The organism is Sphingomonas yunnanensis, from assembly GCF_019898765.1.
GTDB classification, from domain to species: domain Bacteria; phylum Pseudomonadota; class Alphaproteobacteria; order Sphingomonadales; family Sphingomonadaceae; genus Sphingomonas; species Sphingomonas yunnanensis.
Map to the genome: position 1 here is coordinate 19,619 of NZ_JAIOKB010000007.1, position 21,376 is coordinate 40,994.

At 72.1% G+C, this 21,376-nt stretch carries 25 protein-coding genes, 1 tRNA gene and 1 riboswitch; of the genes, 12 read left to right on the forward strand and 14 right to left on the reverse strand.

Features of this window, described 5'->3' with window-relative positions:
* Positions 1-4 precede the first annotated feature (4 nt).
* A complete protein-coding gene (locus K7957_RS16710; RefSeq protein WP_223013430.1) occupies positions 5-1,354 on the forward strand; it encodes a HAMP domain-containing sensor histidine kinase in 1,350 nt (449 codons plus the stop codon).
* A gap of 112 nt (positions 1,355-1,466) precedes the next feature.
* Here K7957_RS16710 and K7957_RS16715 read toward each other — a convergent pair whose 3' ends face one another.
* From K7957_RS16715 to K7957_RS16725, 3 genes are read right to left on the reverse strand one after another with little or no spacing between them, the layout of a single operon-like run.
* Positions 1,467-2,015 (reverse strand): DUF2497 domain-containing protein, encoded by a 549-nt coding sequence (locus tag K7957_RS16715; RefSeq protein WP_223013432.1) that lies wholly within the window; start codon positions 2,013-2,015, stop codon positions 1,467-1,469.
* A 35-nt stretch (positions 2,016-2,050) separates the two neighbouring features.
* A complete protein-coding gene (locus K7957_RS16720) occupies positions 2,051-3,565 on the reverse strand; it encodes a TolC family outer membrane protein (RefSeq protein ID WP_246617206.1) in 1,515 nt (504 codons plus the stop codon).
* A gap of 13 nt (positions 3,566-3,578) precedes the next feature.
* Positions 3,579-4,250, reverse strand: coding sequence for a protein-L-isoaspartate O-methyltransferase family protein (locus K7957_RS16725; RefSeq protein ID WP_223013434.1), 672 nt, complete (start codon positions 4,248-4,250; stop codon positions 3,579-3,581).
* Positions 4,251-4,406: 156 nt separating this feature from the next.
* Between K7957_RS16725 and K7957_RS16730 the strand changes: the two genes are divergently transcribed.
* Positions 4,407-4,480, forward strand: a tRNA-Cys gene (locus K7957_RS16730).
* Between the two features lie 11 nt (positions 4,481-4,491).
* Here the strand turns inward: K7957_RS16730 and K7957_RS16735 are convergent.
* From K7957_RS16735 to K7957_RS16755, 5 genes are all read right to left on the reverse strand, one after another.
* Positions 4,492-5,265, reverse strand: a complete 774-nt coding sequence (locus tag K7957_RS16735) for an ABC transporter ATP-binding protein (protein WP_223013436.1) — start codon at positions 5,263-5,265, stop codon at positions 4,492-4,494.
* Positions 5,262-6,224: a FecCD family ABC transporter permease gene (locus K7957_RS16740; protein ID WP_223013438.1), complete on the reverse strand. Its 963-nt coding sequence runs from the start codon at positions 6,222-6,224 to the stop codon at positions 5,262-5,264. Before K7957_RS16740 ends, K7957_RS16735 begins: the two co-directional genes overlap by 4 nt.
* Positions 6,221-7,039 carry an ABC transporter substrate-binding protein gene (locus K7957_RS16745; RefSeq protein WP_223013440.1) on the reverse strand — a complete coding sequence of 273 codons (819 nt, stop codon included), beginning with the start codon at positions 7,037-7,039 and terminating at the stop codon, positions 6,221-6,223. The genes K7957_RS16740 and K7957_RS16745 overlap by 4 nt, the downstream gene beginning before the upstream one ends.
* Before the next feature lies 1 nt (position 7,040).
* On the reverse strand, positions 7,041-8,972 hold the full coding sequence (locus tag K7957_RS16750; RefSeq protein ID WP_343228441.1) for a TonB-dependent receptor plug domain-containing protein: 1,932 nt from the start codon (positions 8,970-8,972) through the stop codon (positions 7,041-7,043).
* A gap of 112 nt (positions 8,973-9,084) precedes the next feature.
* Positions 9,085-9,282: riboswitch (cobalamin riboswitch) on the reverse strand.
* Entirely contained in the window at positions 9,281-9,694 is a 414-nt protein-coding gene (locus tag K7957_RS16755) for a (deoxy)nucleoside triphosphate pyrophosphohydrolase (RefSeq protein WP_223013703.1), read from the reverse strand. It overlaps the preceding riboswitch by 2 nt.
* Before the next feature lie 45 nt (positions 9,695-9,739).
* Here K7957_RS16755 and K7957_RS16760 point away from each other — a divergent pair, with 45 nt between their 5' ends.
* Together K7957_RS16760 and K7957_RS16765 are read left to right on the forward strand one after the other, a co-directional pair.
* Entirely contained in the window at positions 9,740-9,931 is a 192-nt protein-coding gene (locus K7957_RS16760) for a Flp family type IVb pilin (protein ID WP_223013442.1), read from the forward strand.
* 150 nt (positions 9,932-10,081) lie between these two features.
* A complete protein-coding gene (locus K7957_RS16765; RefSeq protein ID WP_223013444.1) occupies positions 10,082-10,255 on the forward strand; it encodes a Flp family type IVb pilin in 174 nt (57 codons plus the stop codon).
* Between the two features lie 255 nt (positions 10,256-10,510).
* On the opposite strand, the gene K7957_RS16770 is transcribed toward K7957_RS16765, so the two are convergent.
* From K7957_RS16770 to K7957_RS16785, 4 genes are read right to left on the reverse strand one after another with little or no spacing between them, the layout of a single operon-like run.
* A complete protein-coding gene (locus K7957_RS16770) occupies positions 10,511-11,461 on the reverse strand; it encodes an acetyl-CoA carboxylase carboxyltransferase subunit alpha (RefSeq protein WP_223013446.1) in 951 nt (316 codons plus the stop codon).
* Between the two features lie 9 nt (positions 11,462-11,470).
* A complete protein-coding gene (locus K7957_RS16775; protein ID WP_223013448.1) occupies positions 11,471-12,406 on the reverse strand; it encodes a tyrosine recombinase in 936 nt (311 codons plus the stop codon).
* Positions 12,406-14,181 carry a hypothetical protein gene (locus K7957_RS16780; protein WP_223013450.1) on the reverse strand — a complete coding sequence of 592 codons (1,776 nt, stop codon included), beginning with the start codon at positions 14,179-14,181 and terminating at the stop codon, positions 12,406-12,408. Before K7957_RS16780 ends, K7957_RS16775 begins: the two co-directional genes overlap by 1 nt.
* Positions 14,162-14,299, reverse strand: coding sequence for a hypothetical protein (locus K7957_RS16785; protein ID WP_165926994.1), 138 nt, complete (start codon positions 14,297-14,299; stop codon positions 14,162-14,164). Before K7957_RS16785 ends, K7957_RS16780 begins: the two co-directional genes overlap by 20 nt.
* 97 nt (positions 14,300-14,396) lie before the next feature.
* On the opposite strand from K7957_RS16785, the gene K7957_RS16790 reads away from it, so the two are divergent.
* Genes K7957_RS16790 through K7957_RS16800 form a run of 3 tightly spaced genes read left to right on the forward strand, consistent with a single transcriptional unit; the run spans position 14,397 to position 16,986 of the window.
* Positions 14,397-14,948: a shikimate kinase gene (locus tag K7957_RS16790; protein WP_223013452.1), complete on the forward strand. Its 552-nt coding sequence runs from the start codon at positions 14,397-14,399 to the stop codon at positions 14,946-14,948.
* Complete coding sequence (gene aroB, locus K7957_RS16795) at positions 14,945-16,102, forward strand: 3-dehydroquinate synthase (protein WP_223013454.1); 1,158 nt, start codon at positions 14,945-14,947, stop codon at positions 16,100-16,102. The genes K7957_RS16790 and aroB overlap by 4 nt, the downstream gene beginning before the upstream one ends.
* A 59-nt stretch (positions 16,103-16,161) precedes the next feature.
* Positions 16,162-16,986 carry an alpha/beta fold hydrolase gene (locus K7957_RS16800; protein ID WP_223013456.1) on the forward strand — a complete coding sequence of 275 codons (825 nt, stop codon included), beginning with the start codon at positions 16,162-16,164 and terminating at the stop codon, positions 16,984-16,986.
* A 185-nt stretch (positions 16,987-17,171) separates the two neighbouring features.
* On the opposite strand, the gene K7957_RS16805 is transcribed toward K7957_RS16800, so the two are convergent.
* Both K7957_RS16805 and eno read right to left on the reverse strand, forming a co-directional pair.
* Positions 17,172-17,489 (reverse strand): FtsB family cell division protein, encoded by a 318-nt coding sequence (locus K7957_RS16805; protein WP_246617207.1) that lies wholly within the window; start codon positions 17,487-17,489, stop codon positions 17,172-17,174.
* A 44-nt stretch (positions 17,490-17,533) separates the two neighbouring features.
* Complete coding sequence (eno, locus tag K7957_RS16810) at positions 17,534-18,814, reverse strand: phosphopyruvate hydratase (RefSeq protein ID WP_223013457.1); 1,281 nt, start codon at positions 18,812-18,814, stop codon at positions 17,534-17,536.
* A 132-nt stretch (positions 18,815-18,946) separates the two neighbouring features.
* Between eno and K7957_RS16815 the strand changes: the two genes are divergently transcribed.
* The 5 genes from K7957_RS16815 to K7957_RS16835 all read left to right on the forward strand — a co-directional run bounded on the left by K7957_RS16815 (position 18,947) and on the right by K7957_RS16835 (position 20,999).
* Positions 18,947-19,492: a hypothetical protein gene (locus K7957_RS16815; RefSeq protein ID WP_223013458.1), complete on the forward strand. Its 546-nt coding sequence runs from the start codon at positions 18,947-18,949 to the stop codon at positions 19,490-19,492.
* 4 nt (positions 19,493-19,496) lie between these two features.
* A complete protein-coding gene (locus tag K7957_RS16820) occupies positions 19,497-19,838 on the forward strand; it encodes a phage holin family protein (protein WP_223013459.1) in 342 nt (113 codons plus the stop codon).
* Positions 19,835-20,110: a DUF3618 domain-containing protein gene (locus K7957_RS16825; protein WP_223013461.1), complete on the forward strand. Its 276-nt coding sequence runs from the start codon at positions 19,835-19,837 to the stop codon at positions 20,108-20,110. The genes K7957_RS16820 and K7957_RS16825 overlap by 4 nt, the downstream gene beginning before the upstream one ends.
* Before the next feature lie 37 nt (positions 20,111-20,147).
* The gene (locus K7957_RS16830; protein WP_223013463.1) at positions 20,148-20,603 is read left to right on the forward strand and encodes a hypothetical protein; all 456 of its coding nucleotides are present in this window, start codon (positions 20,148-20,150) and stop codon (positions 20,601-20,603) included.
* A gap of 177 nt (positions 20,604-20,780) precedes the next feature.
* Complete coding sequence (locus tag K7957_RS16835) at positions 20,781-20,999, forward strand: DUF4170 domain-containing protein (RefSeq protein WP_132907437.1); 219 nt, start codon at positions 20,781-20,783, stop codon at positions 20,997-20,999.
* Positions 21,000-21,376: the final 377 nt, after the last annotated feature.

Sequence of the window (21,376 nt, forward strand, 5' to 3'; positions counted from 1 at the left end):
TGAGGTGCACTGGCGCTCGACCACGGCGCGCTTCGCCGCGCTGGTTTTCCTGCTGCAAGTCGCCGCGGCGGCGACGCTGCTGCTGACGCTGCGCGCGATCGTGCGCGGCCAGGTCTACGATCGCGCGCTCGCCACCGAGGAGGTGCTGCGCCAGGACCTGCTCGCGATCCAGAGCGACGCGGGCACCGCCGGCCTCGCGCGCGCGATCGAGCTGCGCGGTCTGCGGCCCGCGCGCGCGGGCGCGGTCGTGCTGTTGGCGGACGCGGCGGGCAACCGGCTGGCGGGCAATCTCTCTGCCTGGCCACCCAACATCCTCCCCGACGACGGCACGATCGCGGTGGAGCTCTACCGCCGCCGCCACGACGCGCCCGAGGCGATGCTGGTGCGCGCGACGCGGCTGCCCGGCGGCGCGCGGCTGCTCACCGGCAGTGTGGTGGAAGGCGAGCGTCGCACCGTGCGCCTGCTCGAGGCGGCGATGCTGGTCGCCCTCTCGCTCGCGATCGCCTTCGCCGCGCTGGCCGCCTGGCTGGCAGCGCGGATGATCGTCACGCGGCTCGACGACACGGTGGCGACATTGCGGGCGGTGCGCGGCGGGGACCTGTCGCGCCGCGTCGCCGACGATCGCAGTGGCGACGCCTTCGCCCTGCTCGCCGACTCGGTGAATTTGACGCTCGACCGCCTCGACATGCTGGTGAGCGAGCTGACGATCGCCACCGACACGCTGGCGCACGATCTCAAGTCGCCGCTGACGCGGTTGCGCTCGGCGCTCGAGCGCGCCGCCGCGCAGGTGAGCGAGCCCGCGGCGCAAGAAGCGGTCGACCGCGCGCTCAGCGAGGGCGAGCGGGTGCTCGCGCTGGTGGAGACCGCGCTGCGGATCACGCGCGCCGAGGCGGGGATCGGGCGCGAGTCCTTCGCCCCGGTCGATCTCGCCAACGAGCTCGAGCAGCTGGCCGAGATCTACGGTCCGGTCGCCGAGGACGCCGAGCGCGCGATCCGCGTCGTCGCGCCGATGCCGTTGACGATGCCGCTGCACCGCGAGCTGATCGCCCAGGCGCTCGGCAATCTGATCGACAATGCGCTGAAATATGGCGCCGGCACGATCACGCTGTCGCTCGCGGCGACGCCGCAGGCGGCGATCGTGAGCGTCGCCGACGAAGGCAGCGGCATCGCACCCGAGCATCGCGCGGTCGCGCTGAGTCGCTTCGGTCGGGTCGACGAGGCGCGCGGCGGCAACGGTGCCGGGCTGGGGCTCTCGCTGGTCGCCGCGGTCGCACGGCTGCACGGCGGGAGCGTCACGCTCGACGACGCCGCGCCCGGGCTGGTGGTGGCGCTGGAGCTGCCGCTGCGGTCGTGAGGTCAATCACGGGCGCGGAAGCCGTTGGGACCGGCAGGTCCGGTCGTGCAACCAAGCGAAGAGCAACACGACGTCGAGGCTCTACGTTTTCCCCGACTGTCCGCCCCCCCGCCTATCCCTGCCCGGAGGTGATCTTGGCGATCTCGCGCGCGACCATCTGCTCGACCAGCCGCGGCAGGTTGTGGTCGAGCCAGTCGCTCAGCATCGGGCGCAGCATGTCGCGCACCAGGCCTTCCAGCGTACCGTCGCTGTCCGGCTCGGGCTTGACCACCAGCCGCGACAAGGCACCGAGCGCGCCGCGCGTCGCCTCGACCGTCGCCGGTGAGACCGCCGGCTCGGGCGCCGCGGCGGCCACCGTCGCCGCCGGCGCGGGAACCGGTGACGGAGGCGGCGTGAAACTCGGCTCGGCCTGGGCGAAGGTCGGCACCGGCGGCTCGGCAGCGCGCTGCTCGGCCCCACGCTGCTCCGGGAAGCGCGAGGGCTCCGGGGGTGGCGTCGGCGCCGCCAGCGAGTCGTTGAGCTCGAGCACATGGTCGCGATCATGGCCGCCGAGCGGGCGCGGTGCCGGCCGGCGCGTCGGCTGGGTCTCACCCTCCTTGATCACGCGCTTGATCGAGGCGAGGATGTCCTCCATCGAGGGCTCGGCGTTCAGATCCGCCATCAATCGGTCCCCACAGCGTGTTTTCCCGCGCTAGATCAAGGGCGCGGTCGGTCCACACCTGTCGTCAACGCGGGCGATCTGTCAACATTGCTCTCGAGCAGAGGATCCAGCTGGCGCGTGACCGTGGCGTCCTGCGCGCCGATCGCGGCGGTGCTGCCGGCGACCGGCTCCGCCGCCCGGGTGCGCGCGAAATCGTTGAAGCGCCCGCGCGTGGCGCGATAGTTGACGGTGGGGTCGTACAGCGCACCGCCGTCGAGCCCGAGGTCCGCGGCCTCGGCGTGGCCCATCGCCGCGAGCAGCGAGAAGCCCGCGACATAAGCGTCGCGCCGCGCACTCACGAGCGTCACCTGGCTGTTGAGCAGCTCCTGCTCGGCGTTGAGGATGTCGAGGATGGTGCGCGTGCCGACGCTGTTCTCGGCGCGCACGCCCTCCAGGCTGAGCTTGTTGGCGTTGACCGCCGCCTCGGCCGAGGCGATCACCTCGAGCGACGAGCGCCAAACGGCATAGGCGGAGCGCGCCTGCGCCACCACCTGGCGCTCGGCGCCGGTCGCCTGCTCGATCGCCTGGCCGCGCAGTTCCTGCGCCTGACGCAGCTGCGCGGCGACGCGACCGCCTTGGAAGATCGGCAGGTTGATCGAGGCGCCGATCGCGGTGGCGGTGCCGGTCTGGCCGACTCCCAGCCCGGCGGCGTTGCCGCGCCCGAGCGTGCCGAGATAGTTGAAGTAGTTTTGCCCGACGGTGGCGCCGAGCTGCGGCAGGCGACCCGCGCGCGCGACCTTGACGTCATAGTCGGTCGCCTCACGCACCTTGCGTGCGGCGAGCAGGTTGGGATTGTCCTGCAGCGCGATCTCGACCGCGGCATCGGCGCTGTCGGGCAGCTTGGGGAGCGCGGGCGGCTGCTCGAGCGTGCCCGGGGGAGCGCCGACTAGCCGGACGTAATTTTCACGGCTGGCGATCAGCGTCGCCTGCGCCGACTGGAGCTGCGCGCGCGCGAGGCTGAGCCGCGCCTGCGACTGCGCCACGTCGGTGCGGGTGAGGTCGCCCACCTCGAACCGGTCGCGGCTGGCGCGCAGGTTGGTCTCCAGCACGCGCACGTTCTGCGCGTTGAGCGCGACGATCGCCTCGTCGCGGATCACGTTGTTATAGGCGCCGACCACGTCGGTGAAAGTGCTCGCCTCGACCCCGCGCAGGTTGGCCAGCCCGGCCTCGACCCGCGTCTCCGCGGCGCGGACGCCATATTTCACCCGTCCGCCCTGGTAGATCGGCAGCGTCACCCCGGCCGAAGCGCTCAGCTGGCGCTCGGGCGTGGTGAAGCTGTTGCCGCCGCGCAGCAGGTTCTCGTTGACCCCGGTCGAGGTCGACAGCACCGGCCGGCCGCCGGCGCGCGCGATCGGCACATTCTCGTCGTTGGCGCGCTGCGCCGCGCGCTGCGCGGTCAGCGTCGGGTTGTTCTCATAGGCCTTGGCCAATGCGTCGCGCAGCGTCTCGGCGGAGAGCGGCGCGCTCGCCAGCGCGAGCAGCGGGAGCAGCGGCAGCGAACGTCGGCGCAAGCGGATACCTCGATCAGAAGCTGAAGCTGCGCGGTTTGTCGAAACCGGGCAGGCGGACGGAGTCGATGTCGGCGAACGGCGTCAGCGCGGTCGCGGCGCCCCGGTGCGCGCCGGCGGCGAGGCGGAACACGCCGCGCTCGATCAGACCGGTCGCGATGCGACCGCCGTCGACCACCTGGGTGAGCAAGGTCGAGGGCAGTTCCTCGACCGCGCCGTCGACCAGCAGCACGTCGTACGGGGCGCCCGCGGCATGACCCTGCGCGAGCGGCGCCTCGACCAGCGTCATGTTGCGCTCGTCGCCGAGCGCGGCGCGCGCGTGCGCGACGAGATCGGACGATTCCTCCACCGCCACGACGTCCGCGACGATCCGGGCGAGCACCGCCGCGGTATAGCCCGCCGCCGCGCCGATCAGCAGCACGCGGTCGCTCGCGCGCAGCCGTGCCTCCACCAGCAGCCGCGCGGTGGCGAGCGGCGTGTTGAGCGCGCGCCCCTGCCCCAGCGCGATCGCGGTGTCGCGATAGGCCATCGCGGTCGACTGCGCGGGGACGAAGCGCTCGCGCGCCACCTCCGCCATCGCCGCCACCACGCGCGGATCGGTCACCGCGACCGTGCGCAGCTGACTCGCCACCATCGCCTGGCGCATCGCGGTGAAGTCGTCGTCACGAAGGGTGGCTGCGGCGGTCATCGGACGTTCCTGTGACATAGCTGTTTTAGTAATGCAACACACGTTGCGCGTGGCGGGCTTGTATCGCGCGGCGGCCGCTTCGCCAATCACTTTGCCGCGCGGCGGCGCTTGACAGCCGGCGCCGCTGCCCGCAGATGCGCGCCTCCACGGCATCGAGGCGCGATGGCGGAGTGGTGACGCAGAGGACTGCAAATCCTTGCACCCGGGTTCGATTCCCGGTCGCGCCTCCAGATGCAGTAGCTCAAACCCGCCCTACCGGCACGATATACCGCTCGCCCCGCGCGGTGACCCCCACCTCCACCGCCACCCCATAGGTCGCCGCGATCGCCTCGGGCGTGAGCACCGCCGCGGTGTCGCCCGCCGCCACCACGCGCCCGGCGCGCAGCAGCACGACCGAGTCCGCCAGCCGCGCCGCGAGGTTGAGGTCGTGCACCACCAGCACGACGCCCGCCCCCGCCGTCGCGACCGCGCGCAGCCGCGCGCCGACGTCGAGCTGGTGCGCCGGGTCGAGGCTGGCGAGCGGCTCGTCCGCCAGCAGCCACTCGGGCTCGCCCGCCAGCACGCGCGCCAGCAACGCGCGCGCTCGCTCGCCGCCGGAGAGCTGCTCGACCGGCCGCCCCGCCAACGCCGTCATCGCCGTCGCCTCCAGCGCCCGCTCCACCGCGGCGCGGTCCGCCGCGTCCGCCGCGCCGCGCCCGCGCCACGGCAACCGGCCGAGCGCCACCAGCGCGCGCACGTCGACGTCCCAGTGCACATCCGCCTGTTGCGGCAGGAAGCCGATGCGGCGGGCGCGCTCGCGCGCCGGCAGCGTCGCCACGTCCTTGCCGTCGAGCGTCGCCGCCCCCGAGTCGGGCCGGCGCAGCGCGGCGAGGCAGGCGAGCAGGCTGCTCTTGCCCGCGCCGTTGGGCCCGAGCAGCGCGGTGACGCGCCCGGGTGCGAGCGTGAGGGTCACCTCCTCGAGCACGCGCCGCCCCCCGAGCGACAGCGTCAGCGCCTCGGTCGTCAGCGCGCTCATGCCAGCCGCCGGCGCAGCCGCAGCAGCAGGTAGAGGAAGAAGGGCGCGCCGAGCAGCGACATGGCGATGCCGAGCCGCAGCTCGCTCGCGCTCGGCACCAGCCGCACCAATGTGTCCGCCACCGTCACCAGCAGCGCGCCCGCGAGCGCGCTCGGCCACAAGGTCGCGCCGGGCCGGTGGCGCGCGAGCGGGCGGACGAGATGCGGCACCATCAGTCCGACGAAGCCGATCACCCCCGCGGTCGCCACCGTCGCGCCGACCGTGAGCGCCACGCCGAGCACGATCGCGCGCTGCAGCCGCCGCGGCTCCACCCCGAGCGAGCGCGCCGCCGTCTCGCCCAGCGTCAGCGCGTCGAGCGCGGGGGCAGTGCGCGCCAGCACCGCGAGGCCGATCGTCACCAACGGGAGCGCGAGCCCGACGTCGTTCCAGCTGCGATCGGTCAGCGCGCCCATCAGCCAGGTGACGATCTCGGAAGCGACGAACGGCGTCGGCGCCAGGCTGATCGCCAGCGCGGTGAGCGAGCCGGTGAGGCTGGTCAACACCATCCCCGCGAGCGTGAACACCACCAGGCTGGCCGAGCGTCCCGCGATCAGCGCGAGCGCCGCCATCGTCGCGGCCGCTCCTGCCAGCGCGAACAGCGGCAGCAGCCAGGCCTGGGCGGCATAGCCGAAGAAGAGCGCGCAGACCGCGCCCAGCGCCGCGCCCGACGAGACGCCGAACAATCCTGGGTCGGCGAGCGGGTTGCGCAGATAGCCCTGCATCGCCGCGCCCGCGACGCCCAGCGCGGCGCCGACGATCAGCGCGAGGATCGTGCGCGGCAGGCGCAGCTCGACGATGATGATCGAGCGCGGGTCGGCGCTGGTCCAGGCGTCGAGCGGCACCCATACCTTGCCCGCGGCGAGCGAGCCCGCCGCGGCTAGCAGCAGCGCGAGCAGCAGCCACAACGTCGCTCGGCTCATCGTCCCTCTCCGAACTGTGTCCGCGCACCGCGCAACAGCGTCATGGCGTCGACGATCGTCGGCCCGCCGCAATTCATCAGCCGCGCCGGGAAGGGCACGGTGGCGAGCCGCGGCGCGAGCCGACGCAGCGCGGGATGGTGCTCGGCGCGCTCGCCCCCACCCTCCGCCGCGGCGACCGAGAAGAGCACGCGCGGCGGCGCGGCGACGAGATGCTCAAGCGGCAGTACGTCCCAGCGCGCTAGCCCGTAGGCGGCGCTGGCGTTGCGGAAACCGGCGCGGGTCAGCAGGTCATCGGGCAGCGTCCCCGCGCCGGGCACCAGCCCGCCCGCGCCGAAGATCAGCGCGGGCAGCGGCGTGACGTGCGCCGGCCGCGCCGCCGCCTCGATCCGCGCCGCGAGCGCCGCGCCGCGCCCCGGGTGGCCGACACGCGCGGCGAGGTCGCGCACCTGGGCGACGCTCTCCTCCACCGTCGCGGGCACCGCGAACTGCGCGAGCGGCACGCCCAGCCGCGCCAGCGCCGCGACGGTCGCGGGGGCGACATGGCCGCCCGCGACCACAAGATCGGGGCGCAGCGCCACCACCTCCTCCGCGGTCCCCGCGTTGGCGGGAAAGCGCCGCGCCAGCGCGAGCGGGATCGAGCTGGAGCGCGCGTCCTGCGAGTAAGCGCTGATCGAGGCGATCTGCGCGGGGTCGGCGACTCGCACCAGCACGGCGTCGAGGCAGGGATTGATCGAGACGATGCGCGGCGCGCGCGGCGTCGCGGCGGAGACCAGCGCGGGTGCCGCGAGCAGCAGCAGGAGAGCGCGCGCGCGCATGTCAGTAGCGCAGCCGCACCCCGCCGTAGGCGGCGCGCTTGGGATTGCCATAGTCCGCCGCCACCACGTAGCGCTGGTCGAAGGCATTCTCGAGCCGCGCGTACAGCTCGATGTTGTCGGTCAGCGGCAGCGCGGCGCGCAGGTCGGCGAGGACATAGCCGTCGAGCCGTACCTGGCCGACGTCGTAGCTGTCACCGACCGCGGTGAGCGTCACCCCGGTGGAGAGGCCGAACGGCCAGCGATAGTCGGCGTTGACGGTGGTGCTGTCGCGCGGGCGGCGCAGCAGCGGCAGGCCGAAGCTCGCGCCGGGCGAGCGGTTCTCGCCGTCGAGATAGGTGTAGGCGGCGGCGACGGTCAGCGCCTCGACCGGGCGCAGCGTGAGCGCGAACTCCAGCCCCTGCGCGCGGGTGCGCGCCACATTGTCGTAGATGCCGAACGGCCGCGTGTCGCAGATCGGCCCGTCCACCGCGGGGCTGCATGCGCGCGTGTTGATCAGGTCGCGCGAGACGCGGCGGAACCATGTCGCGCTCGCTTCCAGCGCGCCGTCGAGCGCGCGCTGGGTCACGCCGGCGTCCCAACCCTCGGATCGCTCGGGGCGCAGGTTGGGGTTGCCGGTGCTGCCGTTGAGCTGGAACAGCGTCGGCGCCTTGAAGCCCTGCGACCAGCTGCCGCGTAGCGAAGTGGCGCCGCCGTTCGGCGTCCAGGCGAGGCTCGCCGCGCCCACGGTAGCGCCGCCGAAGCGATCATGGTCGTCGTGGCGCACGCCGCCGGTCGCGGTCACGCCGGCGAGGGGGGTGAGCGCGAGCTGGCCGTAGAGGCTGAACAGCCGCGCGCGCCCACGATCGGTGCTGCCATAGCCGCGCGTGTAAAGCCGCGAGATCTCCCGCTCGGCGCCGAAGGTCGCGCGCGCGACCCCGCCGAGATCCGCGACACCTTGATAGTCGAGGCGATGGTTCTGCCCCTGCGAGCGATACGTCTCGCGCGGGGTGAGGTCGCGGTCGTAGCTGGTGCGCGCGATGTCGGTGCGCGCATAGCCCAGCCGGTTGCGCAGCGCGCCGTCGAACAGCGCGACGTTGACGCCGCCATAGCCGACCCACTGCTCGGCGTCGCTATACTCGCGCGTGTCGCCGAACGTGTAATTCGGCGGTGGGAAGCCGTCGAACTCGGTGCGACCGCTGGCGTAGAAGCCGCGCAGGTCGACCGAGACGTTGCTCGCCAGCGTCGCGGTCACGCTGGCATTGCCGCCGTAGTGGCGGAAGCCGTCGCGCTCGCTACCGCGCGCGTAGGACGAGATGCCGTCGGTGGTGTAATAGCCGCCGCCCAGGCTCGCCGCGATCACGCCGGCACGGCCCGACACGTTGGCGAAGGCCTGGGCGGTGCCCATCGATCCGCCCTCGGCGCGCGCGTTGACGCTCAGCCGCTCGGTCGGCTGGCGCGTGATCATGTTGACCACGCCGCCGATCGCCTGGCTGCCCCACAGCACCGAGGAGGCGCCGCGCAGCACCTCGACCCGCGCGATATTGCCGACCAGCAGCTCGCCGAAGTTGAAGCCACCGCCGGGCGCGGACGGGTCGTTGATCTTCACGCCGTCGATCAGCGCCGCGGTCTGGTCGCTCTCGGCGCCGCGGATGAACACCGAGGTGACACCGCCGACGCCGCCGGTGCGCGCCACCGCGATGCCAGGAGTCTGGCGCAGCAGGTCGGCGAGCACCACCGTCTGGCGCCGCTCGATCGTCGCGGTGTCGAGCACCGTCACCGCCTCGGCCACGCTGCCCGCCGGCGTGGCGGAACGCGCGGCGGTGACGATCACGTCGTCGCCCGCGCGGGTCGCCTGCTCCAGCGCCTCGGTCGACTGCGCGCTTTGCGCGTGCGCCGCGGGCGCGAGCAGCAGCAGCGGCAGCGCGGTCGCGATGCGGCGATAGGATATGGTCACGTCGTCCCCCACACGGTCGCGGGCGGACGCGCGGCACCGTGCCGCGGCGCTGCCGCCCGATCGTCGTCACGCGAGGACAAGACCTCGATCGCCCGGCACACCCCGTCCGCGCGAAGGACAACGGCGACGGGCAGGTCTCCTGGCTCCCGGGTCAGCGCCCCGGCTCCGGCCTTCCCGGACCATCGGTCCAGTGGCACGCGCGGGAGAGGGGCTCGCCGGTCACAGTTGCGGGGGCAGCGCCGGATCGCGTTCAAGCTACCGGCTTCCCTCTTACTTCCCCTCGCGGGGAACCTGTCGCGTCGGCGCCCCTAGGCCAGCGCGTCGCCGCGGGCAAGCGACTCGCGCAGCACGGCGAGCAGGGGGACGTCGACCGGCGGCATCGGCAGCGCGGCGAGCGCGTCGGGCTCGTCCCAGCGCAGCGCGGCGGCGGCGAGCGGGCGTGGCTCGCCCAGCCAGGCGCGCGCCACGTAGAGCAGCATGACCAGCGGGCACGCGTCGGGCGCCGCGTCTGCGGCGAAGGACAGCGGCATGAGCGCCGCGGGCTCCACCGTGACGGCGAGCTCCTCGGCGAGTTCGCGCACCAGCGCCTCGACGGGCGACTCGCCGGGCTCGACCTTGCCGCCCGGGAATTCCCACAGACCGCCGTGGCGTTTGCCGGCCGGCCGCTGCTGCATCAGGCAGCGCCCCGCCGGATCGAGTAGCGCCGCGGCGACGACCAGCATCGTCATCGAACCGATCCTTAACTAATTATGCACTAGGATCGCGCCATGGCACGCCCTCGACACCGACGCCCGCTCTTCTCGCGCCTCGGCCGCGACGGTCGTGGCGCGACAGCGGTGGAATATGCCCTGATCCTGGCCGCGATCGCGCTGGCGATCTCCGCGGGCCTCGGCCGCGTGTCCACCGCGCTCAGCGACGTTCTCACCACGGTGTCGACCAACCTGCGCGTCGGCCGCTGAGACTTGACCTGAACTAATCTACGTAAATTTCTGCGATCATTGGAACAGACTTAAGTCTTTCTCAACCGTCCCGGAGCTACACCGGACATCGCTGGAGCCCCAGAGGCTCATCGGCCGGGTAACTGAAGCCAATTTGTCTCGGAGATCGACATGCAGAAGATTCGCGCTTTCGTTAAGAACAACAAGGCCGCCACCGCGATCGAGTACGGCCTGATCGCCGCGCTGGTCGCCGTCGCCGCCATCACGGCGATGAAGGGCCTGGGCAACCAGCTGACCAACACCTTCACCAAGGTGCAGACCACGATGAGCACCAACGGCGCGTAATCCGCCGGTCAGCTCTTGTGTTAAGGGCGGCGGGACCTCGGTCCCGCCGCCTTTTTCTTGCTCGGGGCAAAGCGGCGTGGTCGTGCTCTCGCGAGAGCCTTCGAGCCAGGCCGTGCGCTGCCAAGCACTGACGTCACGCTGAACTCGCTTCAGGATCTACCGTCCCGCGAGCGCCTCACGCATGATGTACGCGGCACCGTGGATCCTGAAACGAGTTCAGCATGACGGAAGAAGTTGATACGAAAGCGGGCAGCGTCAGCTCAGCCGGCCCATGCGGAGGAACTTGTCGCGCCGATCCTGGCGCAGCGCCTCCGGCGTGAGCGGCGTCAGCTCGCCGAGCGCGCGCTCAAGCGAGTCACCCAGCGCCCGTATCGCTCCCGCGGGATCGCGGTGCGCGCCGCCGAGCGGCTCGGGAACGATCGAATCGATCACACCGAGTCCCTTGAGATCCTGCGCGGTCACCTTCATCGCCTCGGCGGCGTCGGGAGCGCGATCGGCGGTGCGCCACAGGATCGAGGCGCAGCCCTCGGGCGAGATCACCGAATAGACCGCGTGCTCGAACATCAGCACGCGATTGCCGCTGGCGAGCGCGATCGCGCCTCCCGAGCCGCCCTCGCCCACGATCGACGCGACCAGCGGCACGCCGAGCGCGAGGCACGCCTCGGTCGAGCGCGCGATCGCCTCGGCCTGGCCGCGCTCCTCCGCCTGGATGCCGGGGAAGGCGCCGGACGTGTCGACCAAGGTCACGACCGGCAGCCCGAAGCGATCGGCCAGCTCCATCAGCCGGATCGCCTTGCGATAGCCCTCGGGCTTGCCCATGCCGAAATTATGCTTGAGGCGGCTGGCGGTGTCGTCGCCCTTCTCATGGCCGAGCACCATGACCCGCTGGCCGCGGAAGGTGGCGAAGCCGCCGAGGATCGCCTGGTCGTCGCCGAACGCGCGATCCCCCGCGAGCGGCACGAACTCGTCGAACAGGCCGGCGACATAGTGGCGGAAGTGCGGGCGCTCGGGATGGCGCGCCACCTGCGTCTTCTGCCACGGCGTCAGCTTGGCGAACGTGTCCTTGAGCTGTTTGTCGGACTTCGCCTGGAGCTTGGCGATCTCCGCGGAGATGTCGATCGCGCCCTCGGCGCCGGTGTCGCGCAGCTCGTCGATGCGCGCCTGCAGCTCGGCGATGGGCTTCTCGAAGTCGAGGAAACTAGGCATCGGCCGCAGCTAGTCGCGGTGACGCAACGCGTCAACGAGCGGGTGCCGCTCGTTGACCAGCGCGACCAGTCGGCTGCTGTCGACATGCGTGTAGATCTCGGTGGTGGCGATGTCGGCATGGCCCAGCATCGTCTGCAGCGCGCGCAGGTCGGCGCCGCCCTCCAGCAGGTGAGTCGCGAAGGCGTGGCGCAGCACATGGGGGCTGATCCGATCGGGCGGGATCCCCGCCTCGGCGGCGAGCGCGCGCACCAGCTGGAACAATCGCACGCGCGACAGGTGAGTCGCGCCGGAGGGAAAGAGGAAGGCGCGATCGGTCGCGACATGCGCGCGCCACGCCGCCACCGCGGCGCGCGCACGATCTGAGAGGGGCACCAGCCGCTCCTTGCCGCCCTTGCCGCGCAGGATCAGGAACGGCCGGTCGGGGTGGATCGCGTTGCGCGGGAGCGACACCAGCTCGCTCGCTCTCAGCCCCGACCCATAGAGCAGCTCGATCAGCGCGGCGAGCCGCAGGTCGGTCGGGATCACGGGATCGCGCGCGAGTCGCTCGGCGATCGCGGCGAACAGCCGGTCGACGTCGGCGTGGCTCAGCGTGCGCGGCAGCGCGCGGCGCGCGGGGGGGCGCGGCAGCGCGGCCGAGGGATCGTCGGCACGCGCGCCCTCCTCCGCGAGGAAGGCGAAGAAGCGCCGCAGCGCCGAGGCCTTGCGCGCGACGCTGGCGCTGGCGAGCGCGGTCCAGCCGTCCGCGAGCCGGCCCAGCGCGACGGCGTCGGCGCGCGCCAGCCCGCCGTCGAGCGCCTGGGACGCGAGCGCGAGGTCGCGGCGATAGGCGGCGAGCGTGTTCGCGGCCGCCCCGGCCTGTGCCGCCAGCATCTCGAGGAAGCGCTCGATCGCCTGCCGGTCCTCCGCCGAGGCGCCCGCCCCAGTCGTGAGCCCGCGCCCGGCCATCAGAGCCGCGCGAGCGCCTCGGCCGCGATCATCCGCGCCTCGCCGTCGAGGCCGACCGCGCGCAACGCGGCGACGACGCGGTAGAGCGACGCCGCGGGCACCGTCTCCCAGCCGCGCGCCTGGAGACCGACGGCGGCAAGCAGCAGCACCGTTCCCTGCTGGCGCGCGGTCACCGCCTGGTCGAGCGCGCGCGTCCAGCTGTCGACGCGCGTGACCGGTACGCCGAAGCGCTCGCCCTCGTCCGCGAGGTCGGCGGCGGGCACCTCGCCCAGGCCGGCGAGCCCGGCGAAGAACAGCTGCTTCTTGCGCTCGGCATTGGCGCCGCTGGGGGCATAGTCGCGCGGGTTGGCGCCGCGCGCGCCGCCGTCGGGGTCGGCGAGCAGCAGCATCGCCCAGGCGTCGCTGCCGGCGCGGACGTGGCCGCGCCAGCGCTGCGCGGTGCGGTCCAGCCCCGCGCTCAGCATCGAGGCGACGAGCCGGTCGGCCTGCGCCACCTCGCCCGCGGGCAGCAGCCGCGCCGCGGCGCGCGCGGTGAGGATCAGGCGGCCGTAGCGTGCCGCCGGCGTCTCGGCCGCGTCCCACAGCCGCGCCATCGCCGCCAGCCGCGTGTCGAGGCTGTCGCCGACATAGGCGTCGCGCAGGTCATTGGCGATTCGCGCCAGCGGCGCAGGCACGTCGTCGCCATCGGCCAGCGCCGAGTAGAGATCGACCAGCGCCGCGCTCGACAGCGCACCCATCGCCGCGGCGCGGTCGGCGACCGCGGCGCGTTCGGCGAGCGGGATCGCCGGCGCGAGCGCGCGCCACGCGGTCACCTGCGGGCCGACCGTGCCGTACAGCTCGCCGGGCACCGCAACGCCAGTGGCGGTCGCGAGGCCGAAGCGCCACGCGGTGAGCTGAGTCACCGGCGCCCACTCGATCGTGATCGCCTGCCGGCTGTCGAGCCCGGCGCCCATCACCTTCTGCGCGAGCTGCAGGTCGATCCCGCTGGCGACACGACGGCGGCGCATGTCGGCGAGCAGGGGCTGCGTCTTACCGGTGCCGGTGAGGCCGGCGCACATCGCGCGCGCCACGATCCAGCCGGGCTCGCTGTCGCCCGCTCCCGGCGCCAGCGCGCACAGCGCGGCGGGGTCGGCGGTGGCGAGCGCCGCCTGCATCCACACCTGGCGCAGCTTGGGGGTGACGCGGTCGAGATCGACCGATTGCGCCACGGCGCGCGCGGTGATCGACTCGCCCATGCGCAGCAGCAGCCAGGCGCGCTCGGCGGCGAAATCGGCGCCGTTCACATGCGCGGGCGTGACCAGTTCGGCGGCGAGCAGCCGGCGCAGCGCGATCTGGAGCCAGCGCGACGGCAGCGGCGCGGACAGCCGCCGCATCAGCCGCTCGACGTAGCGGCCGTCGGCGCCGGCGAAGGCGTCGGCGGCGAAGCTGTCGCTGGGGCCGAGCTGTGCGAGCGAGCGCCGCGCGAAGGCGGGCATCTCATAGCGCGGCGCGGCCGGCGTCGGGGTCGCACCCGGCGTCGGCATCGCCAGCGGCGGGAGCGGCGGCAGCGGGCCGGCCGGCGTCGTCGCGGTGACGCGCGGCGCGGTCGGGGGCGCCGCGCCTGATCCAGCCACAGCAGGCGCCGCCGCGGCGGGCGCCGGGGACGGCGTCGGCGCGTTGTCGCTGAAGCCGGGCGGCAGCAGCGATTCGGGGCTCTGCTGCGCGGCCGCGGCGGCACCGATCGCGAGCGCGGCGGCGCCCGCGACGAGCGCGCGCCTAGTTCGCGAGGTTGCCAAGCTCGACCGCCTTCTCGACCCGGGTCGTCGGCTGCTCGGTCGCGCGCCCGGCGAGGAAGAACAAGGCGCCGAGCACGATCACCAGCAACACCACCACCGAGACGATCAACCGAGACATGGATACCCCATCGCGCACGCGCCCTACCGCCCCGGGAGAAGCGCGCGGCGCGCACGCTGTTGCCGGGGCATGAAGGCGCTGTATAGCCCTGCCGACGATGTTGCAAAGCCCGCCTGCCCCGCGCGAACGAGGAGCCGCCTGGATCGGCCAGCCGATCGTGCTGGTCGGGCTGATGGGCGCGGGCAAATCCACCGTCGGTCGTCGGCTGGCGACGCGGCTCGGCCTACCCTTCGTCGACGCCGACACCGAGATCGAGTCCGCCGCAGGTATGTCGATCAGCGACATCTTCGCGCAGTTCGGCGAGGCCTATTTCCGTGACGGTGAGCGCCGCGTGATCCAGCGCCTGATCGACGGCCGTCCGAAGGTGATCGCGACGGGTGGCGGCGCCTTCGTCAACGAGGAGACGCGCGCGCTGATCCTCGCCGAGGCACTGGCGATCTGGCTCGACGCGCCGGTGGAGGTGCTGGCCGAGCGCGTGCGCCGTCGCGACACCCGCCCGCTGCTGCGCGGGCGCGACCCGGCGGCGGTGCTGCGCGACCTCGCCGCCGTCCGCAACCCGCTCTACGCGCTGGCGCATCTCCGCATCGCCAGCGCCAACGCCCCGCATGAGACGACCGTGCGCGCGATCCTGGAGGCCCTGGGCAGATGAATATCGAACAGACCGGCGCTCGTGCGACCGTCCCCGTGCGACTGGGCGAGCGCAGCTACGACGTGGTGATCGAGCCCGGGCTGCTGAGCCGCGCCGGCGAGCTGCTGGCGCCGCTGGCCGGCCGGCGTCCGCTGGTCATCGTCGCCGACGTCAACGTCGCCGACCATCTCGCCGCGCTGGGCGGCGCGCTCGACTCGGTCGGGGTCGGGCATCGCTCGATCGTGCTCCCCGCCGGCGAGGCGTCGAAGAGCTGGGCCACGCTCGAGAAGCTGACCGACCAGCTGCTCGCGCTGGGGGTCGAGCGCGGCGACCATGTCGTGGCGCTCGGCGGCGGCGTGATCGGGGACCTCGTCGGCTTCGCCAGCGCGATCCTCAAGCGCGGCTGCCGCTTCGTCCAGATCCCGACCACCTTGCTGGCGCAGGTCGATTCCTCGGTCGGCGGCAAGACCGGGATCAACGCGCGCGCGGGCAAGAACCTGATCGGCGCCTTCCACCAGCCCCGCCTCGTCCTGATCGACCCCGACGTGCTCGACACCTTGCCCGCGCGCCAGGTGCGCGCCGGCTATGCCGAGGTGGTCAAATACGGGCTGATCGACGACGCCGACTTCTTCGCCTGGTGCGAGCGCCACGGCGCCGCGCTGCTCGCCGGCGACCCGGCGGCGCGCACCCACGCCATCGCCCATGCGGTCGCCTCCAAGGCGCGGATCGTCGCCGAGGACGAGCATGAGACCAATGGCCGTCGCGCCTTGCTCAATCTCGGCCACACTTTCGGCCACGCGCTCGAGGCGGAGGCGGGCTTCTCTGACCGGCTGCTCCACGGCGAGGCGGTCGCGGCGGGCTGCGCGCTCGCCTTCGCTTTCTCGGCCGCGACCGGGCGCTGCCCGACCGCTGACACCGAGCGCGTCGCGGCGCACTGGCGCGCCAGCGGTCTACCCGACGGGCTCGCCGCCGCGGGTATCGATGCCCCGGCCGAGCGTCTGGTCGATCATATGCGCCATGACAAGAAGATGGAGGCGGGCACCCTGCCCTTCCTGCTCGCACGCGGGATCGGCCAGACCTATCTCGATCGCGAGGTGACGCTCGGCGACGTGACGACGTTCCTCGCCGCCCAGCCGCGCGCCGCGGCCAACGTCCCCGCCGACGCGACCGGCTGAGCGGAACGGCGGCGCTGGGCAGAAGTTAACGTGGCTTAGTTTCCGATGGAGTGAGCCCTATGCCTTACGTCAAGACGCGCGACGGCACCGACCTCTACGTCAAGGACTGGGGCGAGGGTCGCCCGGTGGTGCTGCTGCACGGCTGGCCGCTCTCGTCGGACAGCTGGGATCCGCAGATGAAGGCGCTGGCCGACGCCGGCTTCCGCGCGATCGCCTATGACCGCCGCGGCTTCGGGCGGTCGGGCCAGCCGTGGTCGGGCTATGATTACGACACTCTGACCGACGATCTGAGCGATGTGCTCGAGGCGGCGGGTGCGACTCAGGACGTGACGCTCGTCGGCTTCTCGATGGGCGGCGGCGAGGTGGCGCGCTACCAGTCGCGCTACGACGGCAAGGGCGTGATCTCGGCCGCGCTGATCAGCTCGGTCGTGCCCTATATGCTCAAGACCGACGACAATCCCGACGGCGTGCCCGAGGACACGCTGCAGGGCATCGCTGACGGTATCGCGAAGGACCGGCCGAACTTCTTTCGCTCATTCTTCAAGGACTTCTTCGGTGTCGGCTATGTCACCAGCCCAGTCAGCGAGGCGACGCTCGACTGGGCATGGCGGCTCGCGATGCAGGCCGGTCTGCAGGCCACGCTGAAATGCGCGGAAAGCTTCGGTCACACCGACTTCCGCGGCGACCTGCCCGCGTTCCGCGTCCCCACGCTCGTCCTGCACGGCACCAGCGACAAGACGGTGCCGATCGACACGAGCGGGCGCCAGGCCGCGCGCGGCATCCAGGGCGCGCAGCTGGTGGAATATGACGGCGCCCCGCATGGCCTGTTCGCGACCGAGGGCGAGCGCCTGACGCGCGATTTGCTGACGTTCCTGGGGCGGTGAGAGGAGGGCGAGCGCGAGTTATCGGACACGCTCCCCATTCCGGCAAGGCTTTGTGCCCCGGCGACGGCCGGGGCGCAGTCGGGAGAGCCGAAGGGATGACTCACAACGGTCACCCACCTTGGCCCCGGCCTTCGCCGGCGCACCTCGTTGGGGCGCAAATGCCGCCCCACTCACGCCATCGTTCCTCAGTGGAGCGGGACGATCACCTCGTCGGGATGCGCCACGTTGAGCTGCTTGCGCACGAGTTCGTCGACCATGTCGGGGTTGGCGTGGCGCGGGTCGAGCAGCGCGACGCGGTTGCGCAGCATCTCGCGGCGCGCGTCGAGTGCCGAATATTGCCGCTCGCGCGTCGCCAGCTGGCGCTTGTAATCGCCCAGCGCCAGCACGCCGTTCGGCCCCAGGATCGCATAGGCCCCGAAGAACAGCATGATCGTCACCGCGAGCGCGGGCAGCGCGGCGGAGCGGAGAATGGTCCGGAGACGATCGGGTTTGCGGGCGGGCATGACGGCGCGATTCTCGCGCGCCGCCACGCCCTTGGCAAGCCCCCTCAGCGCGTGCGGAGCACGTCGCGCCCGGCGTAGCGCGCCACGTCGCCCAGTTCCTCCTCGATGCGGATCAATTGGTTGTACTTGGCGAGCCGGTCCGAACGCGCGAGGCTGCCCGTCTTGATCTGGCCGCAGTTGGTCGCGACCGCGAGGTCGGCGATCGTCGAATCCTCGGTCTCGCCCGAGCGGTGCGACATCACCGCGGTATAGCCGGCGCGCTCGGCGACGCGGATCGCCTCCAGTGTCTCGCTCAGTGTACCGATCTGGTTGACCTTGACCAGCAGCGAGTTGGCCAGGCCCTGGCGGATGCCGTCGCGCAGCCGCTTCGGGTTGGTGACGAACAGGTCGTCGCCGACCAGCTGCACCTTGTTGCCGATCGCCTCGGTCAGCGCCTTCCAGCCCGCGAAATCATCCTCGGCCATGCCGTCCTCGATCGAGAAGATCGGGTAGCGCGCGGCGAGATCGGCGAGATAGTCGGCCATCGCCTCCGGCTCGAGCGTGAGGTTCTCGCCCGAGATGACGTACTTGCCGTCCTTGAAGAACTCGGTCGCGGCGCAGTCGAGCGCCAGCATCACGTCGTCGCCCGGCGTGTAGCCGGCGCGCTCGATCGACGTCATGATGAAGTCGAGCGCGTCGGTGGTGCTGGCGAGATTGGGCGCGAAGCCGCCCTCGTCGCCGACCGCCGTGGCAAGCCCCTTCTCACTCAGCCCCTTCTTGAGCGTGTGGAAGATCTCCGATCCGCAGCGCACCGCCTCGGCGAGCGAGTCAGCGCCCACCGGCACCACCATGAATTCCTGGAAGTCGATCGGATTGTCGGCATGCTCGCCGCCGTTGATGATGTTCATCATCGGCACCGGCAGCACGTGCGCGGCGACGCCTCCGACGTAGCGGTAGAGCGGCAGGCCGCGCGCGTCCGCCGCCGCCTTGGCCGCCGCGAGGCTGACGCCGAGGATCGCGTTGGCGCCGAGCCGTCCCTTGTTCTCGGTGCCGTCCAGCTCGATCATTGCCTGATCGATCTCGAGCTGGTCCTCGGCGTCGAGCCCGACGATCGCCTCGGCGATCTCGCCGTTGATCGCCTCGATCGCGCGGTCGACGCCCTTGCCCGACCAGCGCGACTTGTCGCCATCGCGCTTCTCGACGGCCTCGTGCGCGCCGGTCGAGGCGCCCGAGGGAACCGCGGCCCGGCCGAAGCTGCCGTCGTCGAGCAGGACGTCGACCTCGACGGTCGGGTTGCCGCGGCTGTCGATGATCTGGCGGCCGTGCAGGTCGATGATTGCGGTCACGTTACGATCCTCTTAGCTTGCTGCCTCAACGGCGACGTCGCCGCGTGTAGCGATCACCGCGTTAGGCTGCAACGCGAGGGAACCCCCGCCAGCGGCGCCGGTTGTTCGACTTCGATCACGGAAGGATGGATCATGGCCGACCAGCAGGACCGCGATGCCGCGCAGCCGATCAGCGACGGTGACATCACCCCGCCGCCCGCCGACGCGAGCTTCACCCCCGCCGCCCCGCTCAAGGACGCAGGCGTGGATTTCTCACCCGAGAGCGGCTTGAGCGACAACACCGCCGAGCCCGGTAGCACTGTGGCGGGGGCGAAGCAGGCACTGCGTGACAATGTCGCCAAGGGCCGCGAGCAGGCCGTCGACAAGGCACGCCTCTTCGCCGAGGATGGCAAGGCCAAGGCGAGCGACGCACTCGGCCAGCTGTCACAGCTGCTCCGCGACGCCGCGCAGCAGGTCGACGACAAGTTGGGCGCGCAATACGGCGAATATGCACGCGGCGCCGCTGATCGCGTGCAGGGCCTCACCAGCGCGATCGATGAGAAGAGCGTCGACGACCTGCTCGCCGACGCGCGCGAGCTGGTGCGCAAGAGCCCTGCGGCGGCGGTGGGCGTCGCGGCGGGGCTAGGCTTCGTCGTCGCGCGGCTGCTGAGCGCGGGCCTCGACCAGCGCGACGCCTGACGCGATGGACCTTCGTGAACCGGTGATCGGGGAGCCCAGTATTCCCCATCTCGTCGCGCGGCTCACGCACGACGCGCGCGACGTGGCGCGTGCCGAGATCGCGCTCGCCAAGGCCAGGGCGGGCGCAGCGGCGACCCGATACAAGAAGGCGGCGGTGCTATTCGCAGCGGCGGGCATCCTCGCGCTCGCGGCGCTGATCACGTTGCTCATCGGCCTGGTGCTGACGCTGGCGACGTTGATCGGACCTGGTCTCGCGACCGGCGCGGTCGTAGGCGCGGCGCTGGTGGTGGCACTGGTGCTCGCGCTCGCGGGTCGGTCACGGCTGACCGCTAGGCCGGGGGCATGAGCGGCGCGGACGTCACTGCCGCCGAGGCGCGCGCGGCCGAGGCGCGCGCGCGGCTTAATGGCACTGTTGAGTCATTGCAGGCCGAGCTGGAGCCGCGCCGGCTCGTCACCGTCGTCAAGGGAAAGGTACTGGATGACGGCAATCGCGCCGCCCGTGCGGGCCTCGAGGCCGCGCGGCGCAACCCCGCCACTGTCGCGGGCGCAGGCGCGCTGCTGTTCGCTTTCCTCAACCGGAAGCGGATCGCGCGCGTGCTGAGCAGGAAGAAATCGTGACATCAACATCGTCCGCCAGGCCGAGAGGATAGAGACCATGACCGACCATCATCAGCATGATCATGACGATACCCACGGCCGTCTGCGCGACGGCGTGGAACAAGCACGCGACGTGGCGTCACACGCTTACGAGAGCGCACGCGACCGGGCGAGCGAGGCGGCGCACGCCACCGCCGAGACGCTCGAGGCCAACCCGCTCGGGCTCGTCGTCGGCGGGCTCGCGCTCGGCGCCCTGGTGGCGGCGGTGATCCCGCGCGGCCACCGCGAGAAGGAGCTGCTCGCGCCGGTGGGCAAGAAGGTGAGTGCGGCCGCAAGCGCGGCGTTCGCCGCGGCCAAGGAGGCCGGGCGCTCTGAGATCGAGCAGCTGGGGCTCACGCCGGATGGCGCGCGCGGCCAGGCCAAGTCGCTTTTCCAGGGCGTCCTCAAGGCGGCCACCAGCGCCGGCACCGCGGCCGCCAGGGCGGGCAAGGAGCAGGTGAAGACCGCCAGCTGACCCCTTCTATCGCGCGACGCGTGGCGCTAAGGCCGTATCACAACAGGTGACCGGCACCGCGGCATCGACAGCGCACGGGAATCAGGAGAGCAGTCTGGCGCGCCGCGTCGGCTGCTCTCTCCTGTTCGGGTCGCGCGGCGGCAGTCGGTCGCCGCTCACCCTCTCAGGAGCCGCCCCATGAGCAAGCTGCACCTCGTCTTCGGTGGACGCGTGACCGACCCGCGCACGCTCGACTTCGCCGACCTCTCCTCGATCGACATCGTCGGTGTCTTTCCCGACTACGCCAGTGCGGAGAAAGCGTGGCGCGCTGCCGCGCAGCGCACGGTCGACGACGCCGAGATGAAATACGTGGTAGTGCACCTGCACCGCTTGCTGGAGCCTGATCTCACCGCGTGAGCGAAAATGGGCTGAGGTCGGTCCTCGCCGACCTACCGAGCCGCTCGTATCGGCCGCGTCACCCGGTCGAGGGCGCAGGCGCGATCCTCGTGGCCTTCATCCTCACGGGTGGCAGCGGCATTCGGAATGCTCCTGTTAATCTTCACCTGCGAGGAGACGAGGCGAGACATGGCAGTCTGAAGGGGTGAAGAAGAGGTCTCACGCGCGATTTAGGCCGCCAATCCTCGCCTAACGCGACTCCCTAGGCCGCGCTGCTCGCGCGCCCCTACAAGTAAGGGATGATCCCCCGTCGGACGATCAGAGCCGTTCGATCTGGCTATTGACGTCCGCCCGCGCACAGCTCGGCGCGCGTCGCGCAGACAACGTCATCAACAATA

Bases quoted from the DNA above. Each gene is read 5' to 3' on its own strand.
- K7957_RS16715 (WP_223013432.1), bottom strand. From the start codon at position 2,015: ATGGCGGATCTGAACGCCGAGCCCTCGATGGAGGACATCCTCGCCTCG.
- K7957_RS16725 (WP_223013434.1), bottom strand. From the start codon at position 4,250: ATGACCGCCGCAGCCACCCTTCGTGACGACGACTTCACCGCGATGCGC.
- K7957_RS16735 (WP_223013436.1), bottom strand. From the start codon at position 5,265: ATGAGCGCGCTGACGACCGAGGCGCTGACGCTGTCGCTCGGGGGGCGG.
- K7957_RS16740 (WP_223013438.1), bottom strand. From the start codon at position 6,224: ATGAGCCGAGCGACGTTGTGGCTGCTGCTCGCGCTGCTGCTAGCCGCG.
- K7957_RS16745 (WP_223013440.1), bottom strand. From the start codon at position 7,039: ATGCGCGCGCGCGCTCTCCTGCTGCTGCTCGCGGCACCCGCGCTGGTC.
- K7957_RS16755 (WP_223013703.1), bottom strand. From the start codon at position 9,694: ATGCTGGTCGTCGCCGCGGCGCTACTCGATCCGGCGGGGCGCTGCCTG.
- K7957_RS16760 (WP_223013442.1), top strand. From the start codon at position 9,740: ATGGCACGCCCTCGACACCGACGCCCGCTCTTCTCGCGCCTCGGCCGC.
- K7957_RS16765 (WP_223013444.1), top strand. From the start codon at position 10,082: ATGCAGAAGATTCGCGCTTTCGTTAAGAACAACAAGGCCGCCACCGCG.
- K7957_RS16770 (WP_223013446.1), bottom strand. From the start codon at position 11,461: ATGCCTAGTTTCCTCGACTTCGAGAAGCCCATCGCCGAGCTGCAGGCG.
- K7957_RS16775 (WP_223013448.1), bottom strand. From the start codon at position 12,406: ATGGCCGGGCGCGGGCTCACGACTGGGGCGGGCGCCTCGGCGGAGGAC.
- K7957_RS16785 (WP_165926994.1), bottom strand. From the start codon at position 14,299: ATGTCTCGGTTGATCGTCTCGGTGGTGGTGTTGCTGGTGATCGTGCTC.
- K7957_RS16790 (WP_223013452.1), top strand. From the start codon at position 14,397: ATGTTGCAAAGCCCGCCTGCCCCGCGCGAACGAGGAGCCGCCTGGATC.
- aroB (WP_223013454.1), top strand. From the start codon at position 14,945: ATGAATATCGAACAGACCGGCGCTCGTGCGACCGTCCCCGTGCGACTG.
- K7957_RS16800 (WP_223013456.1), top strand. From the start codon at position 16,162: ATGCCTTACGTCAAGACGCGCGACGGCACCGACCTCTACGTCAAGGAC.
- K7957_RS16805 (WP_246617207.1), bottom strand. From the start codon at position 17,489: ATGCCCGCCCGCAAACCCGATCGTCTCCGGACCATTCTCCGCTCCGCC.
- K7957_RS16815 (WP_223013458.1), top strand. From the start codon at position 18,947: ATGGCCGACCAGCAGGACCGCGATGCCGCGCAGCCGATCAGCGACGGT.
- K7957_RS16820 (WP_223013459.1), top strand. From the start codon at position 19,497: ATGGACCTTCGTGAACCGGTGATCGGGGAGCCCAGTATTCCCCATCTC.
- K7957_RS16825 (WP_223013461.1), top strand. From the start codon at position 19,835: ATGAGCGGCGCGGACGTCACTGCCGCCGAGGCGCGCGCGGCCGAGGCG.
- K7957_RS16830 (WP_223013463.1), top strand. From the start codon at position 20,148: ATGACCGACCATCATCAGCATGATCATGACGATACCCACGGCCGTCTG.
- K7957_RS16835 (WP_132907437.1), top strand. From the start codon at position 20,781: ATGAGCAAGCTGCACCTCGTCTTCGGTGGACGCGTGACCGACCCGCGC.